General features: G+C 43.2%; 20 protein-coding genes. All 20 read left to right on the top strand.

Going from position 1 to position 20177, the window contains the following annotated elements; genetic code table 11:
* The first annotated feature begins 12 nt into the window (after window positions 1-12).
* The 20 genes from H7F27_RS20675 to mazG all read left to right on the top strand — a co-directional run bounded on the left by H7F27_RS20675 (window position 13) and on the right by mazG (window position 20177).
* Window positions 13-780 carry a TatD family hydrolase gene (locus H7F27_RS20675; RefSeq protein ID WP_101860942.1) on the top strand — a complete coding sequence of 256 codons (768 nt, stop codon included), beginning with the start codon at window positions 13-15 and terminating at the stop codon, window positions 778-780.
* Window positions 781-1025: 245 nt separating this feature from the next.
* Window positions 1026-2249: a G5 and 3D domain-containing protein gene (locus tag H7F27_RS20670; RefSeq protein ID WP_260627369.1), complete on the top strand. Its 1224-nt coding sequence runs from the start codon at window positions 1026-1028 to the stop codon at window positions 2247-2249.
* A gap of 144 nt (window positions 2250-2393) precedes the next feature.
* Window positions 2394-2954 carry a ribonuclease M5 gene (gene rnmV / locus H7F27_RS20665; RefSeq protein ID WP_024123613.1) on the top strand — a complete coding sequence of 187 codons (561 nt, stop codon included), beginning with the start codon at window positions 2394-2396 and terminating at the stop codon, window positions 2952-2954.
* A complete protein-coding gene (gene rsmA / locus H7F27_RS20660) occupies window positions 2947-3825 on the top strand; it encodes a 16S rRNA (adenine(1518)-N(6)/adenine(1519)-N(6))-dimethyltransferase RsmA (protein ID WP_185848360.1) in 879 nt (292 codons plus the stop codon). The genes rnmV and rsmA overlap by 8 nt, the downstream gene beginning before the upstream one ends.
* 161 nt (window positions 3826-3986) lie before the next feature.
* The gene (prtG, locus tag H7F27_RS20655) at window positions 3987-4859 is read left to right on the top strand and encodes a sporulation-specific protease PrtG (protein WP_024123615.1); all 873 of its coding nucleotides are present in this window, start codon (window positions 3987-3989) and stop codon (window positions 4857-4859) included.
* 201 nt (window positions 4860-5060) lie between these two features.
* Window positions 5061-5321, top strand: a complete 261-nt coding sequence (veg, locus tag H7F27_RS20650) for a biofilm formation stimulator Veg (protein WP_024123616.1) — start codon at window positions 5061-5063, stop codon at window positions 5319-5321.
* A 161-nt stretch (window positions 5322-5482) separates the two neighbouring features.
* Entirely contained in the window at window positions 5483-5668 is a 186-nt protein-coding gene (locus H7F27_RS20645) for a small, acid-soluble spore protein, alpha/beta type (RefSeq protein WP_010332697.1), read from the top strand.
* A 147-nt stretch (window positions 5669-5815) separates the two neighbouring features.
* Entirely contained in the window at window positions 5816-6685 is an 870-nt protein-coding gene (ispE, locus tag H7F27_RS20640; protein ID WP_024123617.1) for a 4-(cytidine 5'-diphospho)-2-C-methyl-D-erythritol kinase, read from the top strand.
* Window positions 6686-6740: 55 nt separating this feature from the next.
* On the top strand, window positions 6741-7598 hold the full coding sequence (gene purR, locus H7F27_RS20635; protein WP_024123618.1) for a pur operon repressor: 858 nt from the start codon (window positions 6741-6743) through the stop codon (window positions 7596-7598).
* Window positions 7595-7972: a 2-iminobutanoate/2-iminopropanoate deaminase gene (gene ridA / locus H7F27_RS20630; RefSeq protein WP_003226738.1), complete on the top strand. Its 378-nt coding sequence runs from the start codon at window positions 7595-7597 to the stop codon at window positions 7970-7972. The genes purR and ridA overlap by 4 nt, the downstream gene beginning before the upstream one ends.
* 194 nt (window positions 7973-8166) lie before the next feature.
* Window positions 8167-8460 (top strand): septation regulator SpoVG, encoded by a 294-nt coding sequence (gene spoVG / locus H7F27_RS20625; RefSeq protein WP_003218346.1) that lies wholly within the window; start codon window positions 8167-8169, stop codon window positions 8458-8460.
* 191 nt (window positions 8461-8651) lie between these two features.
* Window positions 8652-10022, top strand: a complete 1371-nt coding sequence (gene glmU / locus H7F27_RS20620) for a bifunctional UDP-N-acetylglucosamine diphosphorylase/glucosamine-1-phosphate N-acetyltransferase GlmU (protein WP_024123619.1) — start codon at window positions 8652-8654, stop codon at window positions 10020-10022.
* Window positions 10023-10044: 22 nt separating this feature from the next.
* Window positions 10045-10998 (top strand): ribose-phosphate diphosphokinase, encoded by a 954-nt coding sequence (locus tag H7F27_RS20615; RefSeq protein WP_003218353.1) that lies wholly within the window; start codon window positions 10045-10047, stop codon window positions 10996-10998.
* A gap of 84 nt (window positions 10999-11082) precedes the next feature.
* Complete coding sequence (locus H7F27_RS20610; RefSeq protein WP_024123620.1) at window positions 11083-11700, top strand: 50S ribosomal protein L25/general stress protein Ctc; 618 nt, start codon at window positions 11083-11085, stop codon at window positions 11698-11700.
* Window positions 11701-11805: 105 nt separating this feature from the next.
* Window positions 11806-12372, top strand: a complete 567-nt coding sequence (pth, locus tag H7F27_RS20605; RefSeq protein ID WP_024123621.1) for an aminoacyl-tRNA hydrolase — start codon at window positions 11806-11808, stop codon at window positions 12370-12372.
* A 60-nt stretch (window positions 12373-12432) separates the two neighbouring features.
* Complete coding sequence (locus H7F27_RS20600; protein WP_024123622.1) at window positions 12433-12663, top strand: anti-sigma-F factor Fin; 231 nt, start codon at window positions 12433-12435, stop codon at window positions 12661-12663.
* Between the two features lie 69 nt (window positions 12664-12732).
* Entirely contained in the window at window positions 12733-16266 is a 3534-nt protein-coding gene (mfd, locus tag H7F27_RS20595) for a transcription-repair coupling factor (RefSeq protein ID WP_024123623.1), read from the top strand.
* Window positions 16267-16401: 135 nt separating this feature from the next.
* Window positions 16402-16938, top strand: a complete 537-nt coding sequence (gene spoVT / locus H7F27_RS20590; RefSeq protein WP_024123624.1) for a stage V sporulation protein T — start codon at window positions 16402-16404, stop codon at window positions 16936-16938.
* A 181-nt stretch (window positions 16939-17119) separates the two neighbouring features.
* Window positions 17120-18718, top strand: coding sequence for a putative polysaccharide biosynthesis protein (locus H7F27_RS20585; protein ID WP_185848359.1), 1599 nt, complete (start codon window positions 17120-17122; stop codon window positions 18716-18718).
* On the top strand, window positions 18708-20177 hold the full coding sequence (mazG, locus tag H7F27_RS20580) for a bifunctional methyltransferase/pyrophosphohydrolase YabN (protein ID WP_095714734.1): 1470 nt from the start codon (window positions 18708-18710) through the stop codon (window positions 20175-20177). Before H7F27_RS20585 ends, mazG begins: the two co-directional genes overlap by 11 nt.

The following is a 20177-nucleotide window of genomic DNA, read 5'->3' as shown; positions in this document are numbered from 1 at the left end:
AGTTTTTCATTTATGTTATTTGACACACATGCGCATTTAAATGCAGAACAATACAACACAGATCTAGAAAAGGTTATTGAGCGGGCGAAAGCTGAAAAAGTGGACCGTATTGTAGTCGTCGGTTTTGACCGGCCGACCATTACCCGGGCGATGGAAATGATTGAGGAATATGATTTTATTTATGCTGCCATCGGCTGGCACCCAGTTGATGCCATTGACATGACAGAGGAAGATTTGGCTTGGATTAAAGAGCTTTCTGCTCATGAAAAAGTGGTAGCGATAGGAGAAATGGGCCTGGATTATCATTGGGATAAATCTCCTGAAGATGTTCAAAAAGAAGTATTCAGAAAACAAATTGCCTTGGCGAAAGAGGTCAATCTTCCTATTATTATTCACAACCGTGATGCGACAGAGGATGTTGTTGCCATTTTGAAAGAGGAAGGCGCAGACGAAGTCGGCGGCATCATGCATTGCTTTACGGGCAGTATCGAAGTTGCAAGAGAATGTATGAAGATGAATTTTTATTTGTCATTTGGCGGTCCTGTCACCTTCAAAAATGCGAAGAAACCGAAGGAAGTTGTAAAGGAAATTCCGAATGATAGGCTGCTGATTGAAACTGACTGTCCGTTTCTTACACCAACTCCTTTTCGAGGGAAAAGAAATGAGCCAAGCTATGTAAAATATGTGGCGGAGCAGATTGCTGAATTAAGAGGAACAACCTTTGAAGAAATTGCATCAATCACGACTGAAAATGCAAAAAGACTTTTCCGTATAAACTGACAAAAAACGCTAGCAGGTTTTGTAAGAGCTTGTCCGTTCCGGCGTTTTTCCATAAAAGTTCTACATGCTTTCTTCTCCTCATAGGATAGGTTTGTCGACAAGTCTTTCTTCCGTTTCTCGGTGTGTTTCAGGATAATGAAGAAGACACTGAGCTTTTAGGAGAAGGAGAAGGGAGGGTTGACAGCCTTTTAGATACTCTATATAATCTCTCCGAGGAGAAGGAGGCGTTTTTCATCACACAAAAAATGAAAAAGCTGTTTTCCGTAAAGCTTAGCAAAAGCAAAGTCATTCTGGTTGCTGCTTGTTTGCTGCTGGCGGGAAGCGGGACTGCGTACGCAGCTCATGAGCTGACGAAACAATCAGTCTCAGTTTCTATCAACGGCAAAAAGAAAAATATACGCACACATGCAAAAACAGTCGGTGATCTTTTAGAAACACTCGATATAAAGACAAGAGACGAAGATAAGATCACACCTGCTAAAAAGACACAGATAACAGCAGATATGAATGTTGTGTATGAGGCTGCAAAACCTGTGAAGCTTACTTTAAACGGGGAAGAAGAGACATTATGGTCAACAGCAAAAACGGTCGGTGCATTACTGGACGAACAAGATGTTGATGTGAAAGAACACGATCAAATTGATCCTGCAATAGATACAGAAGTTTCGAAAGACATGAAAATTAACATAGAACCTGCGTTCCAAGTCACTGTGAACGATGCGGGGAAAGAAAAGAAGATCTGGACGACTTCGACTACGGTCGCTGACTTTTTAAAACAGCAAAAGATGAACATAAAAGACGAAGATAAAATCAAGCCTGCGTTAGACGAAAAGCTAACGAAAGGAAAGGCTGATATTACAATAACTCGTATCGAAAAGGTCACCGATGTAGTTGAAGAGAAAATAGCGTTTGATGTGAAAAAACAAGAAGACGCTTCTCTTGAAAAAGGGCAAGAAAAGGTCGTCCAAAAAGGAAAAGAAGGCAAGCTCAAAAAACATTATGAAGTCGTAAAGGAAAACGGCGAAGAAGTTTCCAGAGAGCTTGTAAAAGAAGAAACAGCCGAGCAAAGCAAAGATAAAGTGGTTGCGATCGGCACAAAGCAAAGCAGTCCGAAGATTGAAAAGGTCAGTGCTTCTGGCGATTCAAAACCAGTTGTGTCTCGGAGCAATGAATCAACCGGCAAAGTCATGACAGTATCATCTACGGCTTATACGGCAAGTTGCAGCGGATGTTCAGGACATACGGCTACAGGCGTTAATCTGAAAAATAATCCTAATGCAAAAGTCATCGCAGTAGATCCAAATGTCATTCCGCTAGGCTCAAAAGTCCACGTTGAAGGATATGGATACGCTGTTGCTGCTGATACGGGCTCAGCGATTAAAGGCAATAAAATAGATGTCTTTTTCCCTGAGAAATCATCGGCTTACCGATGGGGAAATAAAACAGTTAAAATTAAAATCTTGAATTAATATATACTTATCTATACAGAGGGTTTTGCGCCCTCTGTTTTTTTCGTTATAATAGACGAAGTGTATTTTCTGCTTATTAGACGCTCGAAATATGAAAAAGTTTCATCAATATACAAAAGTTTTTATTTTGTCTTGGAGGAAATAATGAAAATTAAAGAGATCATTGTGGTCGAGGGGCGTGACGATACGGCCCGCATCAAATTGGCTGTTGATGCAGACACAATTGAAACAAATGGTTCAGCCATCGGTGAACATGTGATTGAACAAATCCGTTTGGCTCAGGAAACCAGAGGAGTCATTATCTTAACGGATCCGGATTTCCCGGGAGAAAAAATACGAAAAACCATTTCCGAGGCTGTACCTGGCTGTAAGCATGCATTTTTGCCAAAGCATCTTGCGAAACCTAAGAACAAACGGGGAATTGGCGTAGAACACGCATCGATTGAAAGCATCAGGGCATGTTTAGAAAACGTGCACGAAGAAATGGAAGCACAGCCGAGTGAAATTTCTGCTGAAGACCTGATTCACGCCGGGCTGATTGGCGGATCTGAAGCAAAGCGCCGCCGTGAACGTCTTGGTGATTTGCTGAAAATCGGATATACAAATGGCAAACAGCTTCAAAAACGGCTGCAAATGTTTCAAATTAAAAAAAGTGATTTTATGAGTGCGCTCGATACCGTCATGCGGGAGGAACAGAATGAATAAAGATATTGCGACACCGATTAGAACGAAAGAGATACTGAAGAAATACGGTTTTTCTTTTAAAAAGAGTTTGGGACAGAATTTCTTAATCGATACGAACATTTTAGACAGAATTGTCGACCACGCCGAAGTGACAGAGAAAACCGGTGTCATTGAAATCGGCCCGGGAATCGGGGCTTTGACTGAACAGCTTGCCAAGCGGGCGAAAAAGGTCGTGGCATTTGAAATTGATCAGCGTTTATTGCCGATCCTTAAAGACACGCTCTCCCCTTATGACAATGTCACTGTCATTCATCAAGATGTGCTTAAGGCTGACGTCAAATCGGTCATTGAAGAGCAATTTAAGGACTGTGATGAGGTGATGGTTGTAGCCAACCTTCCTTATTATGTGACAACGCCGATTATCATGAAGCTGCTTGAAGAAAACCTTCCGCTGAAGGGGATTGTCGTTATGCTGCAAAAGGAAGTGGCCGAACGTATGGCAGCTGATCCTTCATCTAAGGAATACGGTTCACTTTCTATTGCTGTGCAATTTTATACAGAGGCCAAAACGGTGATGATCGTTCCGAAAACGGTATTTGTTCCTCAGCCTAATGTAGATTCTGCAGTCATTCGGCTGATTCGCCGCGACGGCCCGGCAGTGGATGTAGAAAACGAAGCCTTTTTCTTTCAGTTAATTAGGGCGAGTTTTGCTCAGCGCCGTAAAACATTGCTTAATAACTTAGTGAACAATCTGCCTGATGGAAAAGCAAAAAAAACAACGATCGAGCAAGTGCTGGAAGAAACGAATATTGACGGCAAGCGCCGAGGTGAATCCTTGTCTATTGAGGAGTTCGCTGCGCTGTCTAACGGATTGTACAAAGCCCTTTTTTAAAAGGGCTTTTTGTTTTCGCACCACATGGACTGCCGCTACATAGGCTAGAGAAGGACCTTAAAATTTAATGATAAGAAAAACTTGCACTCAGCGAAAAAAGGCGCTTTTCTCAAGGCTCTTTCTTTCATGATGAGGCTTAGTCTATGTGTGGAGTGAGGAACGTGCAATTTCAAATAGGGGATATGGTAGCCAGAAAATCCTATCAAATGGATGTTTTGTTTCGCATTATAGGGATAGAGCAAACAAGTACAGGGAATTCAATCGCCATTTTGCATGGTGACGAAGTCAGGCTGATTGCTGATGCGTATTTTTCTGATTTGGTGGCCGTGCAAAAAGATGAGCAGTTGATGCGAAAAAAGAAAGATGAAAGCAGAATGAATGAATCACTTGAGTTGCTCCGTCAGGATTATAAACTGCTGAGAGAGAAACAGGAGTACTATGCAACAAGCCAGTATCAGCATCAGGAGCACTATTTTCATATGCCGGGCAAGGTGCTTCATATGGATGGTGATGAGGCGTATTTAAAAAAATGCCTGAGTGTCTATAAAAAAATCGGTGTGCCGGTTTACGGCATTCATTGCCACGAAAAGAAAATGTCTGCTTCTATAGAAGAATTGCTCGACAAATATCGACCTGACATCCTGGTGATTACCGGGCATGATGCATACTCCAAGCAAAAGGGCGGCATTGATGATTTGAGCGCATACAGACATTCAAAACACTTTGTCGAAACAGTTCATAAAGCCCGAAAAAAAATCCCTCACTTAGATCAGCTTGTTATTTTTGCGGGGGCTTGCCAATCCCACTTTGAATCACTAATAAGAGCGGGGGCGAATTTCGCGAGTTCTCCTTCAAGAGTAAACATTCACGCTCTTGATCCTGTATATATCGTAGCTAAAATCAGCTTTACGCCTTTTATGGAACGAATCAATGTATGGGAAGTGCTTCGGAATACACTGACAAGAGAGAAAGGACTTGGAGGCATTGAAACAAGAGGAGTACTGAGGGTCGGAATGCCTTATAAGTCCAATTAACCCCGGATAGATGATTTATTCGGGGTTTTTATTTTGCATAATGATACATAATTTACCGAAACTTGCGGAAAATATTTGAGGAATCATAGAATTTTGTCAAAATAATTTTGTTGACAACGTCTTATTAACGTTGATATAATTTAAATTTTATTTGACAAAAATGGGCTCGTGTTGTACAATAAATGTAGTGAGGTGGATGCAATGGCGAAGACGTTGTCCGATATTAAAAGGTCGCTTGATGGAAATTTAGGTAAAAGGCTGACGTTAAAAGCAAACGGTGGCCGCCGAAAAACGATTGAGCGCTCGGGCATTTTAGCTGAGACGTACCCTGCTGTTTTTGTGATACAACTAGATCAAGACGAGAACTCGTTTGAAAGAGTTTCATACAGTTATGCTGATATTTTGACTGAGACTGTTGAGCTGACATTTAATGATGACGCGGCAAGTTCAGTAGCATTTTAACGGGCAGTGAACTTTTTGTTTACTGCTTTTTGTTTTGCCTTTTTTTGGTTTCCATTAATTCTCTCGATATTTTCACTGTCATTAAACAAAAGATATAAACGGTCACATTTTATCGTGACGTGCACGAATCGTTATCATCTCTAAAAAAGGGGTTGTTTCGTTTGGGCAGACGTCGTGGAGTTATGTCAGATGAGTTTAAATATGAGCTGGCTAAGGACCTTGGTTTTTACGACACTGTAAAAAATGAAGGTTGGGGCGGCATTCGTGCCCGCGATGCCGGAAACATGGTAAAACGGGCAATTGAAATCGCCGAACAGCAAATGGCTCAGAATCAGAATAACCGATAAGGAATGTGACCCGGGGGACGTATGGTTCCCCGGTTTTTGATTTTGGATGTAAATACATAATAGCTCCAATATGGATATGTTCATCCCGTACTTCAAATGTGATACAATGTTCATACTTATGTTTAGATGGAGAAGTAGGTGAAAGCTATGCGTATTTTAGAAAAAGCGCCAGCCAAGATCAATCTGTCACTCGACGTTACCCGAAAACGCCCGGATGGTTATCATGAAGTCGAAATGATTATGACGACAATTGATTTAGCGGATCGGATTGAATTGACGGAGCTGGCAGAAGATGTAGTGAGGGTTTCATCCCACAACCGCTTTGTGCCCGATGACCAAAGAAACTTAGCTTATCAGGCTGCCAAGCTCGTCAAAGACAGATACAACGTGAAAAAGGGAGTTTCCATCATGATCACTAAGGTGATCCCGGTGGCTGCAGGCCTTGCTGGCGGAAGCAGTGATGCGGCGGCAACACTCAGAGGACTGAACAGACTGTGGAATTTAAATCTTTCTGCAGAAACGCTGGCGGAGCTGGGCGCGGAAATTGGCTCAGACGTCTCGTTTTGCGTCTATGGCGGAACTGCGCTTGCCACCGGACGCGGTGAAAAGATCAAACACATCAGCCCGCCTCCGCATTGCTGGGTCATTTTGGCGAAGCCGACAATCGGCGTTTCCACGGCCGAGGTCTACAGACAGCTGAAGCTTGATGAGGTGGAACACCCGGATGTAAACGGTATGATTGACGCGATTGAGGAAAAGAGCTTTCAAAAGATGTGTAGCCGTTTAGGCAATGTGCTTGAGTCTGTAACGCTTGATATGCATCCTGAAGTTGCGATGATCAAAAACCAGATGAAACGCTTTGGTGCAGATGCTGTGTTAATGAGCGGAAGCGGCCCGACTGTGTTTGGACTGGTTCAGTATGAGTCTAAGGTACAGAGGATTTATAACGGGTTAAGAGGCTTCTGCGATCAGGTATATGCGGTGAGAATGATCGGCGAACAGAACGCTCTTGATTAAATCCGTATGTTAAGTTATATTGATCTTAAAATATTCGGATTTTGGGGGTAAGTTCATGAAGTTTCGTCGCAGCGGCAGATTGGTGGACTTAACAAATTATTTGTTAACCCATCCGCACGAGTTAATACCGTTAACCTTTTTTTCTGAGCGGTATGAATCTGCAAAATCATCGATCAGTGAAGATTTAACAATTATAAAGCAAACCTTTGAGCAGCAGGGGATTGGTACCTTGCTTACTGTTCCCGGTGCTGCCGGAGGTGTCAAATATATTCCGAAGATGAAGCAGGCTGAAGCTGAAGAATTCGTTCAGACACTTGGACAGTCATTGGCAAATCCTGAGCGTATCCTTCCGGGCGGTTATGTGTATTTAACGGATATCTTAGGAAAGCCATCTGTTCTCTCCAAGGTTGGAAAGCTGTTTGCTTCTGTATTTGCGGACCGCGAAATTGACGTTGTCATGACCGTTGCCACGAAAGGCATCCCTCTTGCGTATGCAGCTGCAAGTTATCTGAATGTGCCTGTCGTCATTGTGCGCAAGGATAACAAGGTAACTGAGGGCTCCACGGTGAGCATTAATTACGTGTCAGGCTCCTCAAACCGCATTCAAACGATGTCACTTGCAAAAAGAAGCATGAAAACGGGTTCAAACGTACTCATTATTGATGACTTTATGAAAGCAGGCGGCACAATTAATGGTATGATTAACCTGTTGGATGAGTTTAATGCGAATGTCGCGGGGATCGGCGTCTTGGTCGAAGCCGAAGGAGTAGATGAACGTCTTGTTGATGAATATATGTCACTTCTAACTCTTTCAACGATCAACATGAAAGATAAGTCCATTGAAATTCAGAATGGCAATTTTCTGCGTTTTTTTAAAGACAATCTTTTGAAGAATGGAGAGACAGAATCATGACAAAAGCAGTCCACACAAAACATGCCCCAGCGGCAATTGGACCTTACTCACAAGGGATCATCGTCAATAATATGTTTTACAGCTCAGGCCAAATTCCTTTGACGCCTTCAGGCGAGATGGTAAACGGTGATATTAAGGAGCAGACGCATCAAGTATTCAGCAACTTAAAAGCGGTGTTGGAAGAAGCGGGTGCTTCTTTTGAAACAGTTGTAAAGGCAACTGTATTTATCGCGGACATGGAACAGTTTGCGGAAGTGAACGAAGTGTACGGACAATATTTTGACACGCACAAACCGGCGAGATCTTGCGTTGAAGTTGCGAGACTTCCAAAGGATGCATTAGTCGAAATCGAAGTGATTGCGTTAGTAAAATAATAAGAAAAGTGATTCTGGGTAAACTCGGAATCACTTTTTTATTTACCTTATGCCCGAAATAAAAGCGTTATGACCTAATTGTGTATGTATATCCTATTTTTTCAAAAAATATTTTAAAAAACAGCAGGAATTCAGAAAAAATCGTGGAATTGATACACTAATGCTTTTATATAGGGAAAAGGTGGTGAACTACTGTGGAAGTTACTGACGTAAGATTACGCCGCGTGAATACCGATGGTCGCATGAGAGCGATTGCATCCATCACGCTGGATCACGAATTTGTTGTTCATGATATTCGTGTGATTGATGGAAACAATGGTCTTTTCGTTGCGATGCCGAGTAAACGCACCCCTGATGGAGAGTTCCGCGATATTGCTCATCCTATTAATTCAAGCACGCGAGGAAAGATTCAAGATGCCGTGTTAAATGAGTATCATCGTCTGGGTGACACTGAAGCATTAGAATTCGAAGAAGCTGGAGCTTCTTAAAAAATAACCAAAAAGCAAGGACTGCTGATAGGGCTGAGACAAGCCTTTTTCCGGCAGTCCTTTTTTAATTCTGATTTTTCAAACTAAAATGCACCCATAGAAAATTCTTGCACTTCATGAAGTCTCCTTGAAATCAAATGATATTTAGGATATATTTTTCTATGGATAAAAGGGATATTGGAGGCCATTAAATGGATAAGCGGTTTGCAGTTGTTTTAGCGGCTGGACAAGGAACAAGAATGAAATCAAAGCTTTACAAAGTCCTTCATCCAGTTTGCGGTAAGCCTATGGTAGAGCACGTCGTAGACGAAGCCTTAAAGTTATCTTTAACGAAGCTTGTCACGATTGTCGGACATGGTGCGGAAGAAGTGAAAAAGCAGCTTGGTGATAAAAGCGAGTATGCGCTTCAAGCAGAACAGCTTGGCACTGCTCATGCTGTAAAACAGGCACAGCCATTTCTTGCTGACGAAAAAGGTGTAACGATTGTCATTTGCGGAGATACGCCGCTTTTAACAGCGGAGACAATGGAAGCGATGCTGAAAGAACATACACAAAAAGAAGCAAAAGCTACGATCTTGACTGCAGTTGCAGAAGATCCGACTGGATACGGCCGAATCATTCGCGGTGAGAGCGGAGCGGTTCAAAAAATCGTGGAGCACAAGGACGCTTCAGAGGAAGAACGTCTTGTGACTGAAATCAATACTGGAACGTATTGTTTTGATAATGAAGCTCTATTCCGGGCCATTGACCAAGTATCGAACGATAATGTTCAAGGCGAGTATTATTTGCCGGATGTGATAGAGATCCTCAAAAATGAAGGCGAAACTGTTGCCGCTTACCAGACTGGTAACTTCCAAGAAACGCTCGGAGTTAATGATAGAGTTGCTCTTTCTCAGGCTGAATTGTTTATGAAAGAGCGGATTAATAAACGGCATATGCAAAATGGCGTTACGCTGATTGACCCGATGAATACGTATATTTCTCCTGAAGCTGTCATCGGAAGCGATACTGTGATTTATCCTGGAACTGTGATTAAAGGTGAGGTGCAAATCGGAGAAGATACGATTATCGGCCCTCATACTGAGATTATGAATAGTTCAATTGGCAGCCGTACGGTGATTAAACAATCGGTAGTCAATAACAGTAAAGTGGGGAATGATGTAAACATAGGACCTTTTGCTCACATCAGGCCTGATTCTGTCATCGGGAATGAAGTGAAGATCGGGAATTTTGTTGAAATCAAAAAGACGCAATTCGGAGACCGAAGCAAGGCTTCTCATTTAAGCTATGTCGGGGATGCCGAAGTAGGCACAGACGTCAACTTGGGCTGCGGTTCAATTACTGTCAATTATGATGGAAAGAATAAATATTTGACGAAAATTGAAGACGGCGCATTTATCGGCTGCAACTCCAATTTGGTTGCCCCTGTCACAGTCGGAGAAGGCGCTTATGTAGCGGCAGGCTCAACTGTTACGGAAGATGTACCTGGAAAAGCACTTGCTATTGCCAGAGCGAGACAAGTAAATAAAGACGATTATGTGAAAAATATTCATAAAAAATAATCCTAAATTCGGAGGTTTATCCATGTCTAATCAATACGGAGATAAGAATTTAAAGATTTTTTCTTTGAATTCTAATCCAGAGCTTGCAAAAGAAATCGCAGATATAGTTGGAGTTCAATTAGGGAAGTGTTCTGTCACAAGATTTAGTGATGGGGAAGTCCAAATTAATATCGAAGAAAGTATTCGCGGATGTGACTGTTACATCATCCAGTCTACAAGTGACCCCGTTAACGAGCATATTATGGAACTGTTGATTATGGTAGATGCGTTGAAACGCGCTTCTGCAAAAACCATTAACATTGTTATTCCTTATTACGGTTATGCGCGTCAAGACAGAAAAGCTAGATCCCGTGAGCCAATCACAGCAAAGCTTTTCGCAAACCTGCTTGAAACTGCCGGTGCGACTCGTGTCATTGCGCTTGATCTGCATGCACCGCAAATTCAAGGATTCTTTGATATACCGATTGACCACTTAATGGGTGTTCCGATTTTAGGAGAATATTTTGAAGGCAAAAACCTTGAAGATATCGTCATTGTTTCACCAGACCACGGCGGTGTGACACGTGCCCGCAAACTGGCTGACAGACTAAAAGCGCCGATTGCGATCATTGATAAGCGCCGTCCGAGACCGAATGTGGCAGAAGTCATGAATATTGTAGGTAATATCGAAGGGAAGACCGCTATCCTTATCGATGATATCATTGATACTGCCGGCACCATTACACTTGCAGCTAATGCGCTCGTTGAAAACGGAGCAAAAGAAGTTTATGCATGCTGTACACATCCGGTACTATCAGGACCTGCTGTTGAACGGATTAATAACTCAACAATTAAAGAGCTTGTTGTGACAAACAGCATCAAGCTTCCTGAAGAAAAGAAAATTGAACGGTTTAAGCAGCTTTCAGTCGGACCGCTTCTGGCTGAAGCGATTATTCGCGTTCATGAGCAGCAATCTGTCAGCTACCTGTTCAGCTAAACCGATTTTGAAAGGTTTAAACCTTTATCGTTTTGGGTATTGTTTCTAATAGGACAATAAAACGATAATAGGATGGTGCTGAATATGGCAACGTTAACGGCAAAAGAAAGAACAGGTTTCACCCGTTCGTCTCTTCGGGATATCCGTACTTCAGGACATGTTCCAGGTATCATTTATGGAAAAGACACGGCAAACAAACCGGTATCCTTAGACAGTGTGGAACTTATCAAAACACTGAGGGATGAAGGCAAGAATACAGTCATTACACTCGACGTCAACGGAGAGAAGCACGCTGTCATGGTAACAGAGCTGCAAACGGACCCGCTGAAAAATGAGGTCACTCATGCTGACTTCCAAGTAGTCAATATGAGTGAAGAAATTGAAGTGGAAGTGCCGATTCATCTGACCGGAGAAGCAATTGGAGTGAAAAATGGAGGCGTATTGCAACAGCCGCTTTACGCTCTTACCGTGAAGGCGAAGCCAAAAGCAATTCCGCAATCGATCGAGGCAGACATTTCTGGTCTTGATGTAAATGATGTACTCACGATTGAGGACTTGCCTGCCGGCGGTGACTACTCCTATAATCACGAATCAGATGAAGTTGTGGCTTCTATTCTTCCTCCGCAGCAGCAGGATGCTGCAGAAACAGACGCTGAGGAAACTGCCGATGCTCAGCCTGAAGGTGAAAACGAAGATCAATAATAGCTTAAGGCGTAACCCTCCCGCGGTTACGTCTTTTGTGCTAGAATGAGAAGAATTATAGCCCGTGTTAGAGCGGGAGCTTATGTGACTAAGGGAGGATTTGCCATGCTTGTAATTGCTGGCCTCGGAAACCCGGGAAAGAACTATGAAAATACAAGGCATAATGTCGGATTTATGGCAATAGACCAGCTTTCGAAGGAATGGAACATTGAGCTGAACCAGAGCAAATTTAACGGATTATACGGAACCGGATTTGTTTCCGGCAAAAAGGTTCTACTTGTTAAACCGCTTACATATATGAATTTATCAGGAGAATGTTTGCGGCCTTTAATGGATTATTATGATGTAGACAACGAAGATTTAAAAGTCATTTACGACGACCTTGATCTGCCGACTGGCAAGATCCGTCTAAGAACGAAAGGCAGTGCCGGCGGGCATAATGGCATCAAATCACTGATCCAGCATCTCGGAACGCCTGAGTTTGATCGCATCCGCATCGGAATCGGGCGGCCAGTGAACGGGATGAAGGTGGTTGATTATGTTTTAGGCGCTTTTACAAAGGATGAAACACCAGCAATTGAGGAAGCGATTGAAAGGTCCGTTAAGGCTTGTGAGGCTTCTCTCAGCAAACCATTTTTAGAGGTTATGAACGAATTCAACGCGAAGGTATAAAATACATAATCAAAGTCCATACTACACCAAAATGACTTTTTCATCAGGAGGGTCCCTTGTATGGCTTTGCATTATTATTGTCGTCATTGCGGAGTAAAAGTTGGAAGTCTGGAATCTTCCATGGTATCGACAAACTCACTTGGATTTGAGCACTTAACAAACGAGGAAAGAAACGATATGATTTCATATAAAGACAATGGAGATGTCCATGTTCTTACAATATGTGAAGATTGCCAAGAGGCGCTTGAACGAAATCCGCATTACCACGAACATCACACATTTATTCAATAAAAAGCTTTGGTGTAGACACTAGACCAAAGCGTTTTTCTGTTCTTACAGAAAACAGAGAGGAGGGGCCATATGGACAACATTCAAACCTTTATTAAAGAAAGCGATGACTTCAAATCCATCGTCAACGGTTTAAACGAGGGGCTGAAGGAACAACTGCTCGCGGGTCTTTCAGGTTCTGCGCGTTCTGTTTTTACTTCTGCTCTGGCTAATGAAACGAATAAGCCTATCTTTCTAATCACCCATAATTTATACCAAGCTCAGAAAGTAACGGATGATCTGACTTCACTTCTTGGAGATCGGTCTGTCCTTCTGTACCCCGTCAATGAACTCATATCATCAGAAATCGCGGTGGCTAGCCCTGAACTGCGAGCGCAGCGCTTAGATGTCATTAATAGATTAACAAACGGAGAAAAGCCTATAGTTGTTGCTCCAGTAGCGGCTGTCAGAAGAATGCTGCCGCCGGTAGAGGTGTGGAAAAACAGCCAAATGCTCATTCAGGTGGGTCATGATATCGAACCGGATCAGCTGGCATCCCGACTGGTAGAGGTGGGATACGAGCGGTCTGATATGGTTTCTGCACCCGGTGAATTCAGTATTCGCGGCGGAATTATCGACATTTATCCGCTGACCTCTGAGCATCCGGTCAGAATCGAATTATTCGACACCGAGGTTGATTCCATCCGCAGCTTTAACTCCGACGATCAGCGGTCAATTGAAACCTTGACCTCTATCAGTATCGGTCCGGCAAAGGAACTGATTATCAGAGCTGAAGAAAAAGCACGTGCAATAGAGAAGATGGATAAAGGCCTTGCCGACAGCTTGAAAAAATTAAAGCTCGACAAGCAAAAAGAAATCCTGCATATGAATATTTCTCATGATAAAGAGCGTTTATCTGAAGGCCAGACAGATCAAGAACTGGTGAAGTACCTTTCATATTTTTATGAAAAACCTGCTAGTTTGCTAGATTATACACCTGATAACACGCTTCTTATTTTGGACGAAGTCAGCCGGATTCATGAAATGGAAGAGCAGCTTCAAAAGGAAGAAGCGGAGTTTGTCACAAATCTGCTGGAGGAAGGGAAGATTTTGCATGACATCAGTCTGTCATTCAGCTTCCAAAAAATAGCTGCTGAACAAAGACGGCCTTTGCTGTACTATTCTTTGTTTTTACGCCATGTTCAGCATACGAGCCCGCAAAATATCGTAAATGTATCCAGCAGACAAATGCAGAGCTTCCACGGGCAAATGAATGTACTTGCCGGTGAAATGGAGCGGTTTAAAAAATCAAACTTCACCGTTGTGTTTTTGGGAGCAAATAAGGAACGTACACAAAGACTGTCTTCTGTTTTGGCCGATTATGAAATCGAAGCGGCGATGACTGACAGCAAAAAGGCGCTTGTTCAGGGACAGGTTTATATCATGGAAGGCGAGCTTCAATCAGGATTTGAGCTGCCGTTAATGAAGCTTGCTGTCATTACTGAAGAAGAATTGTTTAAAAACCGCGTGAAAAAGAAGCCTCGAAAACAGAAGCTTACGAATGCAGAGCGCATCAAGAGCTATTCCGAGCTTCAAATTGGTGATTATGTCGTTCATATTAATCACGGGATCGGAAAGTATTTAGGGATCGAAACCCTTGAGATCAATGGAATTCACAAAGACTATTTGAACATTCACTATCAGGGAAGCGACAAGCTTTATGTGCCGGTTGAACAAATTGACCAGGTACAGAAGTATGTCGGATCAGAAGGAAAAGAACCGAAGCTGTATAAGTTAGGCGGCAGCGAATGGAAGCGGGTTAAGAAAAAAGTAGAAACATCCGTTCAAGACATCGCGGATGACTTAATTAAACTGTATGCCGAAAGGGAAGCGAGCAAGGGCTACGCATTTTCTCCTGATCATGAAATGCAGCGTGAATTTGAATCGGCGTTCCCTTATCAAGAGACAGAAGATCAGCTCCGCTCTATTCACGAAATCAAAAAAGACATGGAAAGAGAGCGGCCGATGGATCGACTGCTTTGCGGAGACGTGGGTTACGGGAAAACAGAGGTTGCCATCCGTGCGGCGTTTAAGGCAATCGCTGATGGAAAACAGGTCGCACTGCTTGTCCCGACAACCATTTTGGCTCAGCAGCACTATGAGACCATTACAGAGCGCTTTCAGGACTACCCGATGAATATCGGCCTGCTTAGCCGATTCAGAACAAGAAAAGAAGCAAACGAAACGATCAAAGGATTGAAAAACGGAACGGTTGATATCGTCATTGGGACACACCGACTGTTATCAAAAGATGTTGTTTATAAAGACTTAGGGCTGCTCATCATTGATGAGGAGCAGCGTTTTGGTGTCACCCATAAAGAAAAGATCAAACAGATTAAAGCCAATGTCGATGTATTAACATTAACAGCGACGCCGATTCCGCGTACGCTGCATATGTCTATGCTTGGCGTGAGGGATCTATCGGTGATCGAGACGCCGCCGGAAAACCGCTTCCCTGTACAGACATATGTTGTGGAATACAATGGTGCCCTTGTCAGAGAGGCGATTGAGCGCGAGCTTGCACGCGGAGGCCAAGTCTATTTCTTATACAACAGGGTAGAGGATATCGAACGGAAAGCAGATGAGATTTCAATGCTTGTCCCTGACGCGAAGGTTGCGTATGCCCACGGGAAAATGACAGAAAATGAATTAGAAGCTGTCATGCTGAGTTTCCTGGAAGGGGAATCAGACGTTCTCGTCAGCACAACAATCATTGAAACGGGTGTAGATATTCCAAACGTGAATACGCTGATCGTGTTTGACGCCGACAAGATGGGTCTTTCCCAGCTTTATCAGCTGCGTGGACGTGTCGGCCGTTCTAACCGTGTAGCGTATGCGTATTTCACGTATCGCCGGGATAAAGTGCTTACTGAAGTAGCTGAAAAAAGACTGCAGGCGATTAAAGAATTTACGGAGCTGGGATCTGGTTTTAAAATCGCCATGCGCGACTTAACGATTCGCGGAGCCGGAAACCTCCTTGGCGCTCAGCAGCACGGCTTTATCGATTCGGTCGGATTTGACCTCTATTCGCAAATGCTAAAAGAGGCCATAGAAGAGCGGAAAGGCGATACAGCGAAAACGGAGCATTTTGAAACAGAAATTGATCTTGAGCTAGATGCGTACATTCCGGAAACTTACATTCAAGACGGCAAACAGAAAATTGATATGTATAAACGCTTCAGATCTGTGGCTTCAATTGAAGAGAAAAATGAACTTCAAGATGAGATGATTGACAGGTTTGGAAATTATCCAAAAGAAGTTGAATACTTGTTTACCGTAGCTGAAATGAAGGTTTATGCGAAAAATGAACGGGTCGAATTGATTAAGCAAGATAAAGATGCAGTCAGGCTGACCATTTCTGAAGAGGCTAGTGCTGATATTGACGGCCAGAAACTGTTTGAGCTTGGCAACAAATACGGCAGACAAATCGGACTGGGAATGGAAGGAAAAAAACTCAAAATTTCCGTTCAAACGAAAGGCAAGACTGCGGATGAATGGCTCGAAACCGTGCTGGGCATGCTGAAGGGCCTTAAAGATGTGAAAAAACAAACCATTTCATCAACGTAAATTTTGTTACTCTCTGGTGTATATTACATTTGATGTGACGGATACTAATTTCAAGCGAGGCGGAAGGTACATAAAGTAACTGCTTTAGGTCTTTCCCACATTGTATAACCATCAAATGAAAGAGAGGCACCAGAGATGAAAGCAACCGGTATCGTACGTCGTATTGATGACTTAGGACGGGTCGTGATTCCTAAAGAAATTCGCAGAACGCTGAGAATCAGGGAAGGCGATCCGCTTGAGATTTTTGTAGATCGTGACGGAGAAGTTATTTTGAAAAAATACTCTCCGATAAGTGAGCTTGGAGACTTTGCAAAGGAGTATGCAGACGCGCTTTATGACAGTCTTGGCCATTCAGTGCTTATCTGTGACCGTGATGTCTACATTGCCGTCTCCGGAAGTTCCAAAAAAGACTACTTAAACAAGCCGATCAGCGAAATGCTGGAAAAAACAATGGATCAGAGAAGTTCCGTGCTTGAGAGCGATGCAAAATCCGTGCAGCTTGTGAATGGAATTGATGAAGATATGAGTTCTTATACTGTCGGCCCAATTGTGGCGAATGGCGACCCGATAGGTGCTGTCGTGATTTTTTCAAAGGATCAGACGATGGGCGAAGTAGAGCATAAAGCCGTTGAAACAGCAGCTGGGTTTTTGGCTCGTCAAATGGAACAGTAGGTCTTATTACAATTATCAAAATAGGTATAGAAAGAACAGCTCTCCTTGGGACGCTGTTCTTTTTTGTGCAGGCTGAAAAAGGATTCCAAGGGTTGGGATATGGTATAATAACCTCGTTTTTATTTGTGCCAAGGTCATTGCGAACTCTGCATGGCCCCTGACGTTGGGAAGGAGCTTTTGGATGGATGATTCAATACGCGTCAAACGGCATTGGATGTGGCAGGGGGCTTTTGTTTTAATTCTGGCAGGCGTTATTTCAAAAATATTAAGCGCCGTTTACAGAGTCCCATTTCAAAACATTGTCGGCGATGTTGGATTTTATATATATCAGCAGGTATACCCTTTTCTTGGTATTGCCGTCATGCTTTCAACATCAGGATTTCCGGTGATTATTTCTAAACTGATGAATGATTATAGTGAAAAAAACCATAACACCATAATGAAAATTTCAGCGCTGGTTTTATCGGTAATAGGTGTTTTTTTATTTCTGTGTTTATATATGGGAGCTGTTCCGATCGCTCTGTTTATGGGTGACTCGCATCTCGCCCAGTTAATTCAAGTAACTGCATATGCGTTTCTTCTGTTTCCATTTGTCGCGCTGCTCAGGGGCGTTTTTCAAGGGAGGCACAATATGCTGCCATCCGCTTTATCGCAAATCATGGAACAGTTTCTGCGGGTAGCGGTGCTTTTAGGGTTATCTTTTTGGCTCATCAAAAAGGGTGCCTCGCTTTATACTGCGGGAGCTGCAGCTGCTTCTGGTTCTCTTGCCGGAAGTTTGATTGCGCTTATCATCCTCGTCTTTTTTTGGTTCAAAACGAAAAAGCCTGAAAAAGCGGAAATAGAAAAAGAAAATCACATTACAACAAATCAATTAATTAAGAAACTGCTTTTATATTCGGTAACGATCTGTGTCAGCAGCCTGCTGCTTTTGTTTATTCAGCTTGTCGATGCGCTGAATTTATATTCTTTGCTGTCTGGCGGTGAGGTGAGTGAAGAAGCAAAGCGGCTGAAAGGAATTTATGACCGGGGGCAGCCTCTTTTGCAGCTCGGTTCTGTTTTCGCAATGAGCATCGGGACCTCACTCGTACCGTTGATTTCAAAAGCGGTAAAGGACAATCAAGTGCTGGTGATGAAACAAAGAGTGACGTCTTCCTTAAAGCTGTGTCTTGCGATTGGCGTTGCGGCGTCTGCTGGTCTCATCTGCATCCTCAAGCCGGTCAACATTATGCTGTTTCAAAATAGTGAAGGAACAGCTGCGTTACAGATATTTAGCTGCTCCATTTTGTTTGCGTCCTTGGCGGTCACGGCTGCTGCTGTCTTACAGGGAACGGGAAACACGGTGTTTCCTGCAATAGCGGTAGGCGCAGGCGTGGCTGTGAAATGGGTGTTAAATACCTTTTTGGTTCCGCGTTATGGAATTGAAGGGGCTTCATTTGCGACAGCGGCTACCTTTGCGGCTGTCGCCGGCCTTAATTTATATCGCCTGCGGCAAAAAGAATGGCTGGACAAGCTGAGAGGCGTTATGCTTCCGATTATTGGTTCCGCTTTATTGATGTCAGCTGTCTTGCTTGCTTATTTACGCCTTTGGTCTTTTCTGTTTGATGCGGAAGGAAGAGGATATGCGGCGGTTGAAAGTGTTTCTGCTGTCGCCATTGGAGGCGCGGTGTTTATTTATTGTATGATGAAATTGGGAATATTTACGGATGAAGAGCTCAACAGTGTGCCTTTTGGCAGCAAGTTAAGCAAACTCACAAGAAGGAGAGAACAAAATGGCAGGTAACATTACAGTCGTCGGGCTTGGCGCCGGAGACATGGACCAGTTGACAATTGGCATACATAAGCTGCTGACAAAGGCGGACACTCTGTTTGTCAGAACAAAAGACCATCCTTTAATTCAGGAGCTAGAAAGCGAAACGAAGAACATTCGTTATTTTGATGATATATATGAGAAGCACGACCAGTTTGATGCGGTATACGAAGAAATTGCTGACATTCTCTTTGGAGAAGCGAAGCATCAGGACGTTGTTTATGCGGTTCCGGGGCATCCATTTGTAGCAGAAAAAACAGTACAGTTGCTGACGGAGCGGCAGGAAGAAAAAAACATTCAGGTGAAAGTCGCGGGAGGGCAAAGTTTTCTTGATGCCACTTTTAATGCCTTGCAAATTGATCCCATTGAAGGCTTTCAATTTGTGGATGCCGGCACATTGAGCGCGGATGAGCTTGAGCTCAGACATCACCTGATCATTTGTCAGGTTTACGACCAAATGACTGCATCCGAAGTGAAGCTGACATTAATGGAGAAGCTGCCGGATGATTATGAAGTTGTGATTGTAACTGCAGCCGGAAGCCGGGATGAGGATATTCGGAGAGTGCCTTTATTTGAACTGGACCGTAATGTCGCCATGAATAACTTAACAAGTGTGTATATTCCGCCGATTAAAGAAGAGAAGCTGCTGTACCGGGAGTTCTCCGCGTTTCGGCGCATTATCAGAGAGCTTCGCGGGCCTAACGGCTGTCCGTGGGATAAAAAGCAGACTCATCAGTCATTAAAACAATACATGATTGAAGAGTGTTATGAACTTCTCGAAGCAATTGACGAAGAAGACACAGACCATATGATCGAAGAGCTTGGCGACGTTTTGCTTCAGGTCCTGCTTCACGCGCAAATCGGTGAAGATGATGGTTATTTCACAATAGATGATGTGATTAAAGGGATCAGTGAAAAAATGGTCCGAAGACATCCCCATGTGTTTAAAGATGTTAAGGTTCAGGATGAAAACGATGTTTTGGCAAATTGGGAAGATATTAAAAAAGCAGAAAAACATACATCTGAAGAATCCTTGTTAGACAACGTCCCGAAAACCCTTCCTGCTCTTTCTAAAGCTGCTAAACTTCAGAAAAAAGCGGCAAAAGTCGGTTTTGACTGGGAAGATGTGAGTGATATTTGGGAAAAGGTGAATGAGGAGATGGAGGAATTTTCTTCGGAGGTTTCTGAAGACCCTCATGAACACAATCTCAAGGCCGAATTTGGCGACGTTCTCTTCGCCTTGGTAAATGTAGCCCGCTTCTACAAAATAGAACCGGAGGAAGCATTGGCGATGACAAACGATAAATTCCGGAGACGTTTCTCTTATATTGAGCAAACAGCGAAGGAAAAGGGAATCGAGCTGGCTAATATGTCTCTTGAGGACATGGACAACCTGTGGAATGAAGCAAAAGAAACTGAGAGGAGATCATAA

The organism is Bacillus sp. PAMC26543, assembly GCF_014250375.1.
Classification (GTDB): domain Bacteria; phylum Bacillota; class Bacilli; order Bacillales; family Bacillaceae; genus Bacillus; species Bacillus halotolerans.
Note: the sequence above shows the minus strand (reverse complement) of the source record. Positions and strands in the feature narration are given on the sequence as shown.